A 16,596-nucleotide genomic window follows, 5' to 3' on the forward strand; every position below is an offset into this window, starting at 1 on the left:
GTCTACACGCCATTACTCATGATGGAAAAAGAGGCCCGACACGATGCTTGGGAAAACCGGCAACACAATCGGAAGTGAGGATGCCGATGCCCAAGATGCCAAATTGTTGGCGTCACTGGAGACGGCCTTGCTCGCAAACCCGTATGATGCAGGCGCCTGGAGCACTCTGGGGGTCCTGCTGCGCCGGTCCGGCAAGTTGAACGAGGCGATCGTCTGCCACAACCGCGCGTTGGAGTATGCCCCGGAAAACGCCAGCATCTGGACCAATCTTGGAAACGCCTTGACCGGGGCTGGCCGCCTGATGGAAGCCGTGGCGGCGCAGGAAGAGGCGCTGCGCCGGGAACCATACAACCGGACAGCGATGTTCAACGCCGTCGTCAGCCTGCGCCAGGCCGGCCGCTTCGCCGAGGCCCTGGCGATGATCGAGCGGGCGGGGGGGCCGGCCGCCGATCCGGCCCTGCGCTGGGAACGCGCCCTCGTCCGGTTGCAGATCGGCGATTACGTCCATGGTTTTGACGATTACGCGGGACGCCGCTCGCTGCCCTCCTACAACGGGCGGCGCGCCACGCGGCCCGCCTGGGACGGCAAGGCGCTGGACGGGCGGTCGGTGTTCCTGACCGCCGAGCAGGGCCTCGGCGACGCCCTCCTGATGGCGCGCTACCTGCCCCTTGTGAAGGCGCTTGGCGGGCGCGTCCTGTACGAGGGGCACGAGGAGTTCAGGCGCCTGCTGTCCGGCCCGGAAATCGACGAGTACCGGAACTGGGGCGGGCCGGTGGATGGCGATGTCGAAGCCTCGCAGATGGATCTGCCGGGCCTGCTTGGAACCACGCTGGCCAGCATCCCGCCGCCGGTCCGGCTGAGGGTGCCGGAGGAGGCCCGGCGCAAGGCGACGAAGATTCTCGGCGTGCGGGAGCCGGGAACGCTGCGGGTCGGCATCGTCTGGTCGGGTCGGGTGACCTTCGCCGACAACGCCCGGCGTGCGACCAGCTTGGCGCCTTTCCTCCGCTTCGCGGAAATTTCGGGCGTCCGGCTCTACAGCCTTCAGAAGGGACCGCCGGAAGCCGAGTTGGCGGAACTGGGACCAGCCCAGCGCCTGATCGTGCCGCTCGGACCGGAGCTGGAGGACTTCGCCGACACCGCCGCGATGGTGGAGCAGCTCGACCTCGTCATCATGACGGACAGTTCCGTCGCCCATCTGGCGGGCGCGCTCGGCAAGCCGGTGTGGAACCTCCTCCAGTACGTGCCCTACTGGATCTACGGCTTTGCGGGGGCGTGGACCCCCTGGTACCCGTCGATGCGCCTGTTCCGGCAAGGGATGGATCTGGACTGGCGGCCGGTGTTCGACGCGGCGGCCGAGGCCCTGCGCGACGAGGTGCGGCGGCGGACCGGGCGTTGAGCGGGTTTCCTGTCGGCGCTTGCCGTCAGGCGCCCCCCTCCACCCATCGGCGCCACATCGTCCGGTAGGCCGCCTCGACCGACCGCGCGAAGCCGCGCGGGTCGCCCAGGGGCGAGCGCTCCAACCGCTCCCGCATGCCGAGCCGCAGGCCGGCCAGCCGCGCCGGATCCCGCGCCAGGGCCAGCGTCGTTTCGACATAGCCGGTCTCGCTGCCGGCGACCAGCTCGGCCAGCCCGCATCGGGTCAGCAGGCTGGCGCCGACCCGCGCCACATGGTGGCGGCCGGCCAACGTGACGACCGGCACCCCCATCCGCAGCGCCTCGCAGGTCGTGGTCGTGCCGTTGTAGGGGAACGGGTCGAGCGCGATGTCCATCCGGTCGTAGAGCCGCAGATGCTCCCCGGCCGACGGCACCTGGGCCAGGAGATCAAGACGGTCGGCCGCCACGCCATGCCGGGCGAAGCGCCGCAGGTAATCGTCGCGCGTCGGCCCGTCCGCGAAGGCGCCGCTCTTCAGCATCAGGCGCGCGGAGGGCAGCGCGGTCAGGATCTCCGACCACACCCGCAGGACCGCCGGGGTCACCTTGGCGACGGTGTTGAAGGACCCGAAGGTGACGAACCCGTTCCGATGCATCGGCGGCGGGGCCGGAGGACCGATCTCGGCCCCCACTTCGAAGGCGAGGAAGCCGTCCGGCAGGCGGACCAGCCGTTCGGCGTGCCAGCCGTCGGTTTCCCCCGGCGGGTCGGCGACGGCGTCGGTCAGCCGGTAGTCCACTGCCGGCATGCCGGTGCCGTCCGGGTAGCCGAGCCACGTCACCTGGACCGGGGCGGGTTTGCGCGCGAACAGCAACGGGCGTCCGCCCGCCGTGTGCCCGGCCAGATCGACCAGGATGTCGATCCGGTCCTGCCCGATCCGCCGGGCCGCCGCATCCTCGTCCAGCCCGATCAGGGGATGCCACGCATCGGCGAGCGCCCGCATCCGCGCCGTCGTGCCGTCCCGCCGCGGCGAGGCCGGGTAGCAGACGACCTCCACCGCCCCCCGGTCGTGGTGGCGCAGCAGGGGTTCGATGAACCCGGCGCAGGCGTGATCGCAGAAATCCGGGGAGACGTAGCCCACCCGCAGGCGGCGGTCCGGGTCGCGGTCGTTGGCGAAGGACGCGGGGCGACCCAGCGCCCGCGCGTGCCGCTCGTTCCAGTGCGCGTGGGCGCGGGCGATGACCTCGGGCGGAACCAACGGGGAATAATGGAGGGCGAGCAGCAGGTTGGAATGGAGGAGCGGCAGGCCGGGGTGCCGTTCCAGCCCTTCCTGAAGGGTGACGATCGCCTCGGTCACGCGGCCCTGGTCCTTCAGCGCCTCGCCCAGGTTGACGACCGGCTGCGGCAGGTCCGGTTGCAGGCGGATGGCCGTCCGGTAGCTGAGAACGGCGAGACTCAGCTCGCCGCAGCGCCGTTGCGCGTCGCCGAGGTTGCTGTGGGCGCCCGCCATCGCCGGATCGAGACGGATCGCCCGCCAGTAGGCCGTCTTCGCGGCGGCGATGTCGCCGCTCGCGATCAGCATGTTGCCGGCGTTGAACCAGCCATCGGCATGGCCGGGTTGCAGGGACAGCGCCACGCGCACCGCCGCGACGGCCTCGGCGCCGCGCCCCTGCTCCTCCAGCGCGCAGGCGAGGTTGTTGCGCACCGCCGCGTCCTCCGGCCGGGCCGCGATCGCGCTCCGGTAATGCGCGGCGGCCTTGTCCCACAGCCCTTTTCCCCGCAGCAGGATGGCGAGGTTGTTGTTGGCGTGCGGGTGGTCGGGGCGGCGTGCCAGCACCGCGCGATAGCCGGCCTCCGCGTTGTCGAGCCGCCCGGCCTCGTGATGGGCGAGCGCGGCTGCGAAGCCGGCGTCCGCATCGGCCGTCATCCGCGCAGCCCCGCCTCGTCGAGGATGGCCAGCAGCCGCGCGGCCGAGCGTTCCCAGGTGAAGCGTTCCAGCAGACGCGCGCGCGCGGATTTCGGCGCGCCGTCGCCCCTGATGATGCTTGTCAGAATGCCCGACGCGACGTCCTCATCTGGTATCCACCAGTCGAGGCCGTGGAAGGGCGGATAGTACCCCCCGCCGCCGGGCAGGAGCGCCGGTCCGACCGTGGCGGGGATCATGTGCGCGGTCGTGTCGTCCAGGTAATCGACATAGGCGGAGTGCCGGGGCGCCACCAGCGTCAGGCCCATCGCCCCCGCCTTGGACATGGGCAGATCCCACCCCTCGCCGTGCGACATGCTCCAGTAATGGGTCGCGGCGCGGTACAGCCCGGTCATTTCGGCGTCGCTCATCGCGCGGTCGATCAGGTTGACCGGCGCCGCCTCCGCCAGCCGCCTTCCCGCGCCGTCCTCCGCCAGCCGCAGCAGCGCGCCAAGCTCGGCGCGCATCGCCGCATCGCCGCCGCCCTTGCCCAGCTTCAGGATCAGCACCGCGTCGTCGGATGGCGCCGTGCTGCGCAGCCACACCCGCAGCAGCCCCAGGATGTTCTTGCGCGGGATGAAGTCGGAGATGTTGAGGAACCGGTGCCGGTAGCTCGACACCAGCCGCCCGTTCGGATCGACGAGCGTCGGGGCCGCCACGCTCCCTCCCTGCGCCGCGTCCTCGGGATCGACGCCGAGCGGGCAGATCCGCAGGCGCTCGGCGGGAAAGCCCTGCGCCTCCCAGGCGAGACGGGAGGATTCGGTGGGCACGAGGATGAGGTCGCTCAGCGCGCTCTGGCGCCGCCAAGCCGGCGGAATGCGCGTCCCCTCGAACATGGAGAAGGTGACGGTGGCGAGGCCCGGCACCCGTTCGGTCGCCAGCGGAATCAGGCAGTTCACCACGGCCCGCGCCGGCACCGGCGGGTCGAGGTTTTCCTCCGCCCAGGATTCCGGACCGACGATGCCGATGGCCTGGAGCGGCACCCCGTCCCGCCGCAGCCTCTGAATCAGCCGGCGGCAGAAATGCCCGTAGCCGGTGTGCCTGTTGAAGGCGCCGCGCATCACGAGGCCGCCGCGTCCCGCCGATGCGGTCTCCGCCGGTTCCGCGCGCGCCATCGCGGCGGCGTAGCGCCGGCAGCGCGCCAGCCCGTCGCCGGCCCCGCGCGCCGTGGGGTCGAGGCGCAAGGCGCGGGCGAAGGCCGCGGCCGCCGCCTCCAGCCGACCCAGCCGCAGCCGGATCTCGCCAAGCTGGGCGTGGGCATAGGCACCGTCGGGGGTGTGGGCGATGGTGCGGCGGAAGGCGTCCTCCGCCTCGGCGAATTCCCCGTTCAACAGGGTGACCAGCCCCAGGTTCAGCCAATCCTGCGCCGAAGGCGGCGCGAGGCGGATCGTGCGGCGCAAATGCCGCGCCGCCCGGTCGAGGTCGCCCTTTTCCTTCAGGATCGAGCCCAGGCGGCTGTGGGCGAACCCCAGCTCCGGAGACAGGGCCAGCAGATGCCGCAAGGCCCGTTCCGCCGCCGCCCAATCCTCGCGGTGCTGGAGCACGACGGCCAGATTGGTCAGCGCGGCGGCATGGCCCGGCTGAAGGCGGATCGCCTCGCGCAGCGGTTCGACCGCCGCGCCGTCCTCCCCCGCCGTGAACAGCGCGGCGCCCAGCAGGTTGAGCGCGTCCGGCGTCCGGGGAGCGGTCCGGAGATAGGCCCGGCATTCGGCGACGGCCTCGGCCAGCCGCCCGGCGCGGTAATGCTCGGCCGCCCTCTCAATGCTCGATTCCATGCCGTCCCTTCTCATGCCCGCCGGCCGCGATCAGCGCGCGCACCGCCTCGGCGATCCTCGCCATCGTTCCGTCCCAGTCGTTCCGCCGCGCCATCCGGAAAAGCCGGGTCGCGGGATACCAGGGCGTGCGGTCGGACAGGCGCATCCAGCGCCAATCGGCCAGCCAGGGCAAGGCCAGGAACACCGGCTTGCCCATCGCCCCCGCCAGATTGGCCACGACGGAATCGCAGGCGACCACCAGATCCATCCCCGCGACGATGGCGGCGGTGTCGACGAAGCCCTCGGCCCCGTCGCGGCGCCCCGGAAGCGAGACGATCCCCAACTCCCCGCCCAGCCGGTCGAGCTGATCGAGCCCGTTTCCCTGCTGCAGGCTGTAGAGCCGCAATCCGGGAACGCGCGCCAGGGGTTCGAAACGCTCCAGCGGGATCGAGCGGTCGTCGCCGTCGGCGCGCCATTGGATGCCGACCCGGAATTCGCCCGGCCGGCCGCGCTCGGCGATTGGCCGTTCCCAATGGGCCGTCCGCTCCGGATCGGGCCGCAGATAGGGCACGCCACCCGGAATCGTCCGCAGCGTCGTGCCGCACCGGAAGGGCAGGCTCATCAGCGACACCCAGCAATCGAACGCCGGCAACGGCTCGCCCCGCGCGACCAGCAGGTCGATGCCGGGAACGCCGGCGAGAACCTGCTTCAGCACCGGCTGGCACTCGAAGACCGTCCGCGCGCCCCGCGATTTCAGCACGCTCAGGTAGCGGACGAACTGGAAGCTGTCGCCGAGCCCCTGCTCGAAATGAACCAGGATTGTCCGTCCGGCGAGCGGACCGCCGTCCCAGACCGGCTTTCCGGGAAAGTCGCGGTTCCATGGCCAGACCGCCTGCCGCGTCCGCCATTCGTACTCGCGCGCGCCTTCCTCGAAATCGCCGACGGTCAGCAGACAGGTGCCGAGATTCTTGTGGTGCTCGGGGCGGGCCGGATCGATGCGGATGGCGCGGCGGAAGCTCCCGGCCGCCGCGTCCGGCCGGCGCTGGGCGAGCAGCGAGCCGCCCAGGTTGTTGTTGGTGTCGGCGGAGTCCGGCCTCAGAAGGGTCGCCACGCGGTAGGCGGTCTCGGCCTGCTCCGGTTCCTCCACGGCCATCAGCGCGTTGCCCAGCAGGAAGGCGGCGTCCGGATGGTCGGGCCGCAGCCGCGCCAGCCGGCGCAGCGCCGGCACCGCCTCCGTGGCGCGGCCCTGTTCCAGCAGAAGCGCGGCGAGGTGGAAGAGCGTGTCGGGATCGTCCGGGCGCAGCCGGTGCGCCGCCCGCAACGGCGCCGTAGCACTTGCGCCCTGGCCGAGCGTCCGCAGCGTCATCCCCAGGACGAACCAGGCAACGGGGTGGTCGGGCCGCAGCGCGGCGGCACGGCGCAGGCTGGACGCCGCGTCGTGCAGCCGCTCGGCGTCGATGTGGCGGAGGCCCTGGCCGAAGCAGTAAACGAAGGCGTCCTCGACGCCGGGAAAGGCCGCTCCGGCCATGCAGGTTCCCTGTGGGATGGCGATGCGGGTTGATGTAGCCTGAGGCCGCTGGGCGGTCAACCGGACGGCCCGCCCGCCCCCCTCACCCACCGCCTCCCGATGCCGCCCGTCCCACCCTCCGCCAGCATGAGCCTCGCCGAGGCGCTCGGCCTCGCGCTAAGTCTCTACGAGAACGGCCGCCTCACCGAGAGCGGGGAGGTCTGCCGCGCCATCCTGCGCAGCCTGCCCGATCAAGCCGAGGCGGCGTGCCTGCTGGGCACGGTGGAGGCGGCCCTGGGCCGGACCGCCGAGGGGCTGCGGCTTTTCAGGACCGCCATCGCGCTGAAGCCCGATTTTCCGGACGCCCACCGCAACGCCGCGCTGCTGGAACAGGACCGGCCGGATCGCGCGGCGCGCCTGCACCGCCGGATTCTCGCCCTGGATCCGACCGACGGAGCGGCCTATCACGCGCTGGCCCTGCTGCATGGGCGGATGGGGGACGAGGATGCCGCCCTGGCCGTGCTCCGCCAGGGCATCGGGCGGGCGCCCGGCCATATCCCGTTGCGGGAACTCCACGCCGCCGCCCACGAGCGCGCCGCCGTCCGCGCCCTTGCGCGGAACGATCCGGAGGGGATCGCGGCGGCCTGCGCGGAAGCCCTCCGGGGACTCGCCGACGCGCCCGTCAGCGTCGCGCTGTACGAGGGGCTTGAGCGGCTCGTCCGTCTCGCCCTGCTGGCCGGACGGCCGGACCTCGCCATGGCGCTGCTCGCGATCAAGGACCGCTACGACTTCCCCGCCTTGCCGGTCTCGGCGACTGACCGCTTTCCGCTGCGCCTGCTCGGCTTCGCCGACTGGTGCGCCGCCGCCGGCTTCCGCCACGCGCTGTGGACGCCGCCGGTCCAGACCCTGCCCGCCGCCCTGTCCCTGGGCCAGCCCGATTGGCTGCGGACGCATCTCGATGGGCTGGCGCGGCTCGGCGCCGAGCCGGTGGGGGTGGCGCTCGACGCCGGGGTCGAGGTGGTGCAGGGCTTCTACGTGAAGGACAACTACGAGAGCTTCGTTCTCGCCGGCCGCCAAGCGATGCTGCGCGAGACCACCGCGACCGTGCTGAAGAACGGCTGCGTGCCCCTGGTCGGGGTGACGCCGGGCGCGGTATCCGCCGTCTTCCGCCTGCCGCGCCCGCTCTACCGGACAGTGGACCTCGACCAGCCGGTCCTGTTCCTGCCGTCCACGCCGAACTACTGGCATTTCCTCATCGACGTCCTTCCGCGCCTGATGGTGCGCGAGCGGGTGCCGGAAACCCGCGACCTGCCGCTGCTGCTGTTCGATGTGCGCGGCTATCAGCGCGAGATGCTGGAACTGGCCGGAATCCCGCCGGACCGCATCCTTGATGCGCGCGCGCTGGTCGGGCCTGACGTCACCCAGGTCCACTACCGGCTGGCCCGCGCGGCGGTGCCGTCCGCCGTCAGCTACCCGGCGGCCTATCGCTGGCTGCGGGAACGCCTGCTCCCGCTCCGCCGGCCCCGCTCCCATACCCGTTCCGGGGGGGCGCGGCTGTATTTGTCCCGGCGCGGCTCCGCCCCCAAGCACCGGATCGCCAACGACGAGGCCGTCGCCGCGCTCCTCGCCGGCCATGGCTTCGAGACGGTGCAGCCGGAGCGGCTGGGCGTCCTCGAAACCATCGAGCGGATCGCCGACGCCGAGATCGTGGTGGCTCCGGTCGGCGCGGCCACCGGCAATCAGGTCTTCCTGCCGCCGGGCGGCACCTGGATCCACCTTCACAATCCGGACTTCTTTCATCCGCAATCCCCGTGGAACCCGCAGATGGGAACCCAGGTCCCGATGCTCGGCCGGTTCCGCCATCTGGCGGGAGACTTCACGGACGAGCCGGACAGCCGCCCCGCCGATCTGCTGGCGCGTCTGGACGTTCCGGTCCACATCGACCTGGACGCGCTCGACCGGCTGGTCGGGGAGGTCCTCTGAACCGTCAGCCGGGCGGGGCGAGTCCCAGCAGCGCCGGAAAATCCTGGCGCCCGGCCAAGGCCGTGTCGTAGGTCTCCGCGTCGACCACCTCGATCCGGGGCAAGGGAAACAGAAGCTTCGTCCCCGCCGCGATCGTGGCGCGCTCACGTTCCAGGAATTCGTGCCGGAAGTGCCAGGGCAGCACCAGATACCAGTCGGGCCTCAGCGCCCGCGATTCCGCCTCCGAACGGATCGGGATGCCCGTGCCCGGCGTGCGGGTTCCCACCTTGGCCGGGTTGCGGTCGGCGGCGCAGTCGACCAGCGTGCCGTCGATGCCGCACCATTGCAGCAGGACGTTGCCCTTGGTCGACGCCCCGTAGACGTGGATCCGCTCGCCGCGCGCCCGGATCGCCCGCAGCCGCCCGACCAGCTCGCCGCGCAACGCCTCGGCCCGCGCCTGGAAGGCGCGGTAAGGCTGCGGGCCGTTCAGCCCCATGCCGCGCTCCCGCTCCCGAAGCGCGTCCAGGAACGCCCGGTCCTCCGGCGTGCCGTAACGTGGGTTTCCGCCATGGCAGGCGAAGCAGCGGATGCTGCCGCCGTTCATGCCGTTGATCGCCGCCCGGAAGATCCGCAGCCCCGCCGCCACCGCGATGCGCTCCAGCACCGCGAGGCTGTAATATTCGAGATGCTCGTGACAGACCGTGTCGAAGGCGTTCTGGAGCAGCATCAGGGGGAGGTAGGACAGCTCCAGGATCCAGACCCCGTCCCGCGTCAGCAGCCCGGCGACGGCCCGCGCCGCCGCGACGGGATCCTCCAGGTCGTAGAACATGGCGATGGAGGTCACGGCGTCGAAGCGCCGGCCGCCGAGGCTGGCCAGCGCCGTTTCCGAGGGAAAGAAGGAGCGGATGAGGGTGATCCCGTTCCCCGCCGCCCCCGCCGCTGCCGTCCCTGCCACCGCCATTGCGGCGACGTCCGACGGATCGATTCCGAACCGGGCCGAGCCCGGCGGATAGCCCGACAGCAGGGTGCCGTCGTTGCAGCCGATGTCGAGGACCGTGGGTGTCTCCACGGCGATCAGGTCCATCGCCTCGCCGACGATTCCCGCGAGGTGATCGCGCATGGTGGCGTTCAGGCCCGAGCGGTACCAGTAGGCTTGGTAGAGCCGCTCGGGCGGCACGCTGGCGGCGGTCTGCAACAGGCCGCAGCCTTCCTCGCACAGGACCAGCCGCATGGGCAGCGCCGGTTCCGGGGACGCCGGCCCGCCGCCCTCCCCGGAGCCGGTGGCGAAGTTCCCTTGCAGAACCTGCGGCCCGAGATCGATGACTGGGGTAAGCTTCGGCGAATCGCAGACCCGGCATGTCTGTCTGAGGCGATGGAGCATCTCGCGTTGATAACAGGACAGGCGCCCCTCTGTCGCAGGCCATGTTCAGGCCTAGCCGGTGACGCACCATGACCGCCGCCCACCGTTTCGCCATCGTGACGGCCGGCGACGACGCCTATCTCCCCCTGCTCCAGGGGCTGGTCCGCTCGATCCGCGGCTGCCCGCAGGGCGCCGCGGCGCCGGTCGTGGTGCTCGACGTCGGGCTCGGTCCCGCGGCCCGCGACTGGCTGGGCGCCCAGGACGTCCGCTGCGTGGCGCCCGGCTGGGATCACCGGCCCGGACGGCCGGTGCCCGAATACATGAAGGCGATGCTGTCGCGCCCGCACCTGCCGCGCCACGTGCCCGACGCGGAGATCATCCTGTGGCTCGACGCGGATTGCTGGGTTCAGGACTGGAGCGCGGTGGACCTGCTGCTGAGGGGGGCGGAGGCGACGGGCTTCGCCATCGTGCCGGAACTCGACCGCTCCTACACGCCCCTCTACCACGGCACGCCCTACGCCCTGCATCTCCACGAGTGGTACAAGGCCTGCTTCGACGAGGCGACGGCGCGCCATCTCTGCGCCTATCCGCTGCTGAACTGCGGCGTATTCGCCGCGCGGCGGGACGCGCCGCATTGGGACCTCTGGGGACGGCTGCTGGCGGATGCCCTGCGCCGCACCATCCTCTTCGTCAGCGAGCAGGTCGCCCTCAACGTCGCACTGCGAACCGGCGGCCTGTCGTTCAGCCAGTTGCCGGCGACCTGCAACTGGATCTGCTTCCGGGCGCCGCCGCTCTGCTCGGACGACGGCCGGGTGCTGCTCGACCCGCAGCTTCCCCACGCGCCGCTCGGCATCGTCCATCTGGCAGGCTACCACCACGCCCGCAAGGCCGAACCGCACAGCCTGTCCACGCCCGGCGGCGGCACGGTGACCCGCCCGCTCTGCCATGTCATCCCAATGCCGCCGCCCAGCCTGCGCGACATGCCGCTGGCCCAGGCCGTGGCGACGGCCTTCAGGCTCTATCAGGACGGGCGGGCGGCGGACAGCCGGGCGGTCTGCCGCGCCATCCTGGCGGTGCGTTCCGATCAGGTGGAGGCGTCCTTCCTGCTCGGCGTGACCGAATTCGCGCTGGGGTTCCGGGCGGCGTCGCGCTCCCGCCTTACCGTCACCATCGCGCTGAAGCCGGACCTCGCCGACGCCTATTCCAACCTCGGCCTGCTCGGGGATCTCGAGGAAACCCTGCCGCTGCTGACCCGCGCGCTCCGGCTGTCCGGCGGGCAGGCCTCCGCCCAGACCTTCACGCAGCTGGGCGCCGCGCTCCGTGAACTGGGCCGGGCCGGGGCGGCGGTTGCCGCCCACCGCCGGGCCCTCGCGCTCCAGCCGGAGTCCGCCGACATCCACCGGGAGATGGGCCACGCCCTGCGCGCCTCCGGCGCCCTCTCCGCCGCCGCGACCGCCTATGGCCGGGCCTGGACGCTGGCGCCGGATCAGGCCGGTGCCCTGAGCGACCGGCTGTTCGCATCGCTGTCGGCCTGCGACTGGCGCGACCACGCCGCGCTCAGCCAAGCCATCCTCCGCGTCATCGACGGCGATCTCGGGCTTGCCCTGCCCCTGCTCACCCTGCTGATCGACAGCAGCCCGGCGCAGCAGGACCGCTCCGCCCGGCTTTTTCACGCGGCGATGGTGCGGCCCGCCGAAGACGCGGATCCCGCGCCGTGGCGGCCGGTCGGCACCGACGGCCGCCTCACGGTTGCCTATCTGTCCGCCGACTTCCACGAGCACGCCACAGCCTATCTGACGGCGGAGCTGTTCGAGCAGCACGACCGCGCGGGGTTCCGCATCCTCGGCTATTCCCAAGGCCCCGACGACGGCAGCCCGATGCGCCGCCGGCTGGAGGCCGGCTTCGACCTCTTCCGCGACATCCGGAAGCTGGACGCGGCGGGGGTTGCGGCGGCGCTCGCCGCCGACGGGGTCCACATCCTGGTGGATCTCAAGGGCTACACGCGGGACGCCCGGCTGGACCTGCTCGCCCGGCGGATGGCGCCGGTGCAGGTCGCCTATCTGGGCTATCCGGGAACCCTGGGCGCGGCGGTCATCGACTACGCCATCGGCGACCGCATCGTCACCCCGCCGGAGCATCAGCCCCATTACCGCGAGCGGCTGGTGCGGATGCCGGACGCCTATCAGGTCAACGACCGGCGGCGCCCCCTGGACGCGCCCGTCCCCGGCCGCGCCGCCTGCGGCCTGCCGCCGGAGGGCTTCGTCTTCTGCGCCTTCAACGCGCCCTTCAAGATCACCCCGGCCCTGTTCGCCCTGTGGATGCGCGTCCTGGCGCGCGTCGCCGACAGCGTCCTCTGGCTGATGGACGCCAACCCCGAAGCCACCGGCAATCTGCGGCGCGAGGCGGCCCGCCACGGCATCGACCCGGAGCGTCTGGTGTTCGCCCCCCATCGGCGGCAGGCGGAGCACCTCGCCCGCTACCGTCTGGCCGACCTGTTCCTCGACAGCTTTCCCTACACCGGGCACACGACCGTTTCGGACGCGCTGTGGATGGGGCTGCCCGTGGTGACGCGCATGGGGGACACCTTCGCGTCGCGCGTCGCGGCCAGCCTGCTGACCGCCGCCGGCCTGCCGGAGACGATCACCGCGAGCTTCGCGGAGTACGAGGAGCTGGCGGTGCGGCTGGCCGGCGACCCCGACCGGCTCGGCGTCTACCGGTCCCGCCTCGAACGGGGACGGGCGACGGCCGCGCTGTTCGACACGCCCCGCTTCGCCCGGCACCTCGAAAGTGCCTACCGGATCATGTGGGAGCGGCACGCCGCCGGCCTGCCGCCCGAGCCGTTCAACGTGCCGGCCCTGCCCGCAGACGTGTGAGCGCCGCCCCGACCCCGGCGACGACCGAATCCCACGAGCCCGGCCGTTCCTGCCGGAACAGGCGCATGGTCGGGTACCAGGGCGTGCGCTCGCCCCGGTCGAGCCAGCGCCAGTCGCCGACGTCGCGCAGCAGCGTCCAGACCGGCCGCCCGAGCGCGCCGGCCAGATGCGCGACCGCCGTGTCCACGCAGACGACCAGATCCAGGTTGGCGAGGATCGCCGCGGTGTCGGCGAAATCGCCGATCTCGTCCCCAAGGTCGGTGAAACAGGGCGGCAGCCGCCCTTGCCAACCGTCCAGCTCCCGCCGCCCGCCGCCTTTCTGAAGGCCAAGGAACGACACCCCCTCGACCGCCATCAGCGGCAGCAGCGCGGCCAGGGGAACCGACCGTTGCGGGTCGTGCCCGAAATCCGGGTTGCCGGCCCAGACCAGCCCCACCCGCAATCCCGTGACCGTCGCCAGCCGTGTTCTCCACCGCTCCGCCAGTTCCGGTTCGGCGCGCAGATAGGGCACCTCCGCCGGAATGGTGGCAAGCGTGGTGCCCAGCAGATGCGGAAGGCTCATCAGGGCCGCCCGGGCGTCGTGCGGCGGGGCTGGGTCGGAGCGGCGGACCACCCGTTCCACGCCGTCGAGGGTGGCGAAGAGACGGACCAGCGCGTCGTCGCATTCCACGATTACCCGCGCGCCCAGCCGGTGCAGCATCGCGGCGTAGCGGACGAACTGGATGCCGTCGCCAAGCCCCTGTTCGTCGTGCAGCAGGATCGTCCGCCCCTTCGGATCCTCGCCCCGCCAGGACGGCGTGCCCGGGTCGCGCGGCTCGTTGAGGCTATAGTCCAACCGGTGGCGCCATTCGTATTCGGCGAACCCCCGCTCCAGCTCTCCCCGGCGCAGCAGGCAATTGGCGAGCGTGAGATGCGCCAGGGCGTTATCCGGCTGCCGGTCGAGGACCGCCCGACAGCTGGCTTCCGCCGCCTCGTCCTTCCCCAGGGCGGCCAGCGCCAGGGCGAGGTTGAGGCGGGCGTCGGGAAAATCGGGCGCCAGCGCCACCGCGCGCCGGAGGGAGCGGGCGGCCTCGTCGTGACGGGCTTGGGCCGACAGGGTGAGTCCGAGATTGCTCAACGCGCCGGGCTCGGCCGGATGCAGCGCCAACGACCGGCGGCCCGCGGCCTCCGCCTCGGCGTAGCGGCCGAGATTCTTCAGCGCCACGCCGAGATTGCCATGGACGCGATGATCGTCCGGCTCGCGGGCGGCCAACTCCAGCAGGATCGCCAGCGCCTCGCCGTAGCGGCGGCCGATCAGGCACGCACGGGCCAGGGCGAAGCGGTGGAAGCTGCCCCAGGGGTCGAGGACGACGCAACGCCGCAGCGGTCCCAGCGCATCGACATCGGACGCGAGGGTCGCCAGACCGTCGAAGGCGTGGATGCAGGCGGGATCGAGCGCCACGGCGCGGCGGTAGGCGTCCGCCGCCGGCCCGCTCCGGCCCGCCGCCGCGTGGGTCCGCGCGGCGTCGAGCAGGGCGCTGCGGTCGGGCTCCGGCGTCGGCACCAGCCAGCCCATCCGCCGGAAATGCGGCAGCCGGTCGCGGATCGAGATCGGATAGGCAGCATCGACCGGAACCGGGGCGAGGCCGGTCCACATGCCGGGCACCGGCCCGGCCTCGAAACGGCCCGTCGCGTAGAACCGCCGCAACCGCTCGAGGTTCTCGGCGGCCTCGCCGTCGATGCCGGCGATCATCTCGCGGTGCGCGAAGGATTCCAGCTTGGCGCGGAAACGCTCGATGCCGCCCATCCAGGTGAAATGCCAGCCGGCGTCCGGCACGACCTGCCCGATCCCCTGCTTGGCCAGATAGCGCGCGCGGTTGGGTCCGATCCGGCGGATCAGGTTCCAAGGGGCCGCCGCCACCGACACCCAGGGCTCGGGCGATTTCAGATCGAGGAAATAGAGGAAGATGTCGAGCTGCGGCGCGAAGAGCCCGGCGCCGCCGTCCGGCTCGTGGCGCAGCCGCTCGACCACCGGCGCGCGCAGGATCTCGTCGGCATCGCCCACTATGATCAGGTCCTCCGGTCCGCAATCCTCCAGGCCGCGCGCGATGGCCTCGCGCTGGTGGGCCTCGCGCTGCCAGGCGAAGCCGCCGGGATCGTCGGCCACCACGACATGCACGATCTTGTCGGCGTAAGCGGCGAAGCGGTCGCGGTTGTCGGCGTAATGAAGCGGCTTGGGGTCGCCGGCGTGGGTGTAGGTCGCCTCCACCAGCACGAAGCGGTCGACCACCCCGTACAGCTCGGCCAGCCGCACCTCCAGGAGTTCCAGTTCGTTGTGGAACTGGAAGCAGTCGTACACCCGCCGCCCGCCGGGCGGCACCGGCACGCGCGGCAGGGTCGGCAGAACCGTGCGGTGGGCCAGCCACGCGTCGTAGCCGCGAAGCGTCGCCCAGACGCCGGAACGCCGTTCCTCCGTGTTGTGGTCGAGGCGAAGCATTCCCTCGACGAGCGCGATCATTCCATGCGCCTCCGCCTGCCAGCGGGCATCGGCGATCCGCCCGTCCCCCTCCCGCGCGCCGGCGTTCAGGTGGGCGCCCAGCGCCTCCAGCAGATGCGTCTGGGACTGCGCGACGCTGGCCGCGATCCGCGTTGCGGAGGCTTGGTCGGCCGTATGGGCCGCCGTATGGGCCGCCGGGCGCCGCCGCAGTTCGCCGAGCCAGTCCAGCCAGTCCCGCACCCGGACCGGCCAGCCCATCGTCGCCGTGGTGTGATCGACCTGCCGGCGAAGCCGCCGATCCCAGGCGGCGGGTTCTTCGCGGAGCGGACGAAGCGCGTCCGTCACCGCCTCCGCGAAGCGCAGGGCGTGCTCCGCCGGCGCCGCCGGCACCGGAATGAGCCGGGCGAAGCCCTCCGTGGTTTCAGCGAGCGCGCCGAGCTGGCTCGACACCATCAGGCAGCCGGCCGCCATCGCCTCCATCGCCGCGATGCAGGAGGTCTCGGGGAAGCGGTTGGGATAAACCAGACAGGTGGCGGTCCGGAGCTCCCCCGCCAGATCGTCCTGCGACAGCGCGCCGGCATACTCGACGCCCTCGGTATCCCGGCACCGCTGGTAGAGCGCGCGGTAGGGATCCTCGGTGGCGGGAATCTGGTACCCTTCCAGGCTGGAGAAGACGCGCAGCCGCGCTCCCGGCAGCGCCGCGCGGATGTGCGGCAGACTGTCCAGCAGCACGTCCAGCCCGCGGAAAGGCGCGCTGTTGTAGGCCAGCACCGGCGGCCAGGGCTTGGCCGCCAGAACGCTTTCGCCCGCCTGGAAGAGTGCGGCGAAGGCGGGGGCGATGCCATTGCGCAGGATGGCGCAGCGCGCGGGATCGATGGCGAAGGCCGTCCGGTATTGCTCCATCTGCCACCGGCTGACCAGGGCGAAGCCGTCCCAGCAGGCGCGCAAGGCCGGATCCGCCAGATCCCGGATGGCCGGCTCGTCGGCGGCGTGCTGGGTCCACAGGACCATCCGGCGCTCCCCCGGAGCCGCGCGCAGGCGCGACACCAGCTCCGGCGCGCAGCCGTTCAACAGGACGACGACGTCGAATCCGCACAGCGCGTCGAGGGACATCGCCGCCATGGGAACGCAGCACACCCCGCGCACGGTTCCCGGCGTCCGCGTGCCGTTGACCAGCGTGACCGTCAGACCGGCCGCCGCCAACCCTTCCGACAGGTAGCAGAGCGCCGACTGTGATCCTCCAAGCGGCTGGCGACGGGGCGTGTCCGGTGTATAATCGCCCCGCGCCGGGTCGATGAAGGCGATCGAAAAAGTCATCCGAATCCAGCGCCG

8 protein-coding genes are annotated in these 16,596 nt (G+C 72.0%); 3 read left to right on the forward strand and 5 right to left on the reverse strand.

All coding sequences use genetic code 11. From position 1 onward, the window contains the following. Positions 1-127 precede the first annotated feature (127 nt). Entirely contained in the window at positions 128-1,396 is a 1,269-nt protein-coding gene (locus tag J2852_RS27220) for a tetratricopeptide repeat protein (protein WP_246500019.1), read from the forward strand. Positions 1,397-1,421: 25 nt separating this feature from the next. Here the strand turns inward: J2852_RS27220 and J2852_RS27225 are convergent, their stop codons facing one another. From J2852_RS27225 to J2852_RS27235, 3 genes are read right to left on the reverse strand one after another with little or no spacing between them, the layout of a single operon-like run. Next, the gene (locus J2852_RS27225) at positions 1,422-3,296 is read right to left on the reverse strand and encodes an O-linked N-acetylglucosamine transferase, SPINDLY family protein (RefSeq protein WP_209881763.1); all 1,875 of its coding nucleotides are present in this window, start codon (positions 3,294-3,296) and stop codon (positions 1,422-1,424) included. Next, positions 3,293-5,107, reverse strand: coding sequence for a tetratricopeptide repeat protein (locus J2852_RS27230; RefSeq protein ID WP_209881764.1), 1,815 nt, complete (start codon positions 5,105-5,107; stop codon positions 3,293-3,295). The genes J2852_RS27225 and J2852_RS27230 overlap by 4 nt, the downstream gene beginning before the upstream one ends. Beyond that, entirely contained in the window at positions 5,091-6,614 is a 1,524-nt protein-coding gene (locus J2852_RS27235) for a tetratricopeptide repeat protein (protein WP_209881766.1), read from the reverse strand. The genes J2852_RS27230 and J2852_RS27235 overlap by 17 nt, the downstream gene beginning before the upstream one ends. Positions 6,615-6,713: 99 nt before the next feature. On the opposite strand from J2852_RS27235, the gene J2852_RS27240 reads away from it, so the two are divergent. Beyond that, positions 6,714-8,576 carry a glycosyltransferase 61 family protein gene (locus J2852_RS27240; protein ID WP_209881768.1) on the forward strand — a complete coding sequence of 621 codons (1,863 nt, stop codon included), beginning with the start codon at positions 6,714-6,716 and terminating at the stop codon, positions 8,574-8,576. A gap of 4 nt (positions 8,577-8,580) precedes the next feature. Here J2852_RS27240 and J2852_RS27245 read toward each other — a convergent pair whose 3' ends face one another. After that, positions 8,581-9,936: a class I SAM-dependent methyltransferase gene (locus tag J2852_RS27245; RefSeq protein ID WP_209881770.1), complete on the reverse strand. Its 1,356-nt coding sequence runs from the start codon at positions 9,934-9,936 to the stop codon at positions 8,581-8,583. A 68-nt stretch (positions 9,937-10,004) separates the two neighbouring features. Here J2852_RS27245 and J2852_RS27250 point away from each other — a divergent pair, with 68 nt between their 5' ends. Continuing rightward, complete coding sequence (locus J2852_RS27250) at positions 10,005-12,788, forward strand: O-linked N-acetylglucosamine transferase, SPINDLY family protein (protein WP_246500020.1); 2,784 nt, start codon at positions 10,005-10,007, stop codon at positions 12,786-12,788. On the opposite strand, the gene J2852_RS27255 is transcribed toward J2852_RS27250, so the two are convergent. Then, positions 12,757-16,581, reverse strand: coding sequence for a tetratricopeptide repeat protein (locus J2852_RS27255; protein ID WP_209881772.1), 3,825 nt, complete (start codon positions 16,579-16,581; stop codon positions 12,757-12,759). The genes J2852_RS27250 and J2852_RS27255 overlap by 32 nt on opposite strands. Positions 16,582-16,596 lie beyond the last annotated feature (15 nt).

Source organism: Azospirillum soli (genome assembly GCF_017876165.1).
Classification (GTDB): Bacteria; Pseudomonadota; Alphaproteobacteria; order Azospirillales; family Azospirillaceae; genus Azospirillum; species Azospirillum soli.

What these genes read in the sequence shown, in the direction of transcription:
- J2852_RS27225 (WP_209881763.1), bottom strand. Translation starts at nt 3,296, where the DNA reads ATGACGGCCGATGCGGACGCCGGCTTCGCAGCCGCGCTCGCCCATCAC.
- J2852_RS27230 (WP_209881764.1), bottom strand. Translation starts at nt 5,107, where the DNA reads ATGGAATCGAGCATTGAGAGGGCGGCCGAGCATTACCGCGCCGGGCGG.
- J2852_RS27235 (WP_209881766.1), bottom strand. Translation starts at nt 6,614, where the DNA reads ATGGCCGGAGCGGCCTTTCCCGGCGTCGAGGACGCCTTCGTTTACTGC.
- J2852_RS27240 (WP_209881768.1), top strand. Translation starts at nt 6,714, where the DNA reads ATGCCGCCCGTCCCACCCTCCGCCAGCATGAGCCTCGCCGAGGCGCTC.
- J2852_RS27245 (WP_209881770.1), bottom strand. Translation starts at nt 9,936, where the DNA reads ATGCTCCATCGCCTCAGACAGACATGCCGGGTCTGCGATTCGCCGAAG.
- J2852_RS27250 (WP_246500020.1), top strand. Translation starts at nt 10,005, where the DNA reads ATGACCGCCGCCCACCGTTTCGCCATCGTGACGGCCGGCGACGACGCC.
- J2852_RS27255 (WP_209881772.1), bottom strand. Translation starts at nt 16,581, where the DNA reads ATGACTTTTTCGATCGCCTTCATCGACCCGGCGCGGGGCGATTATACA.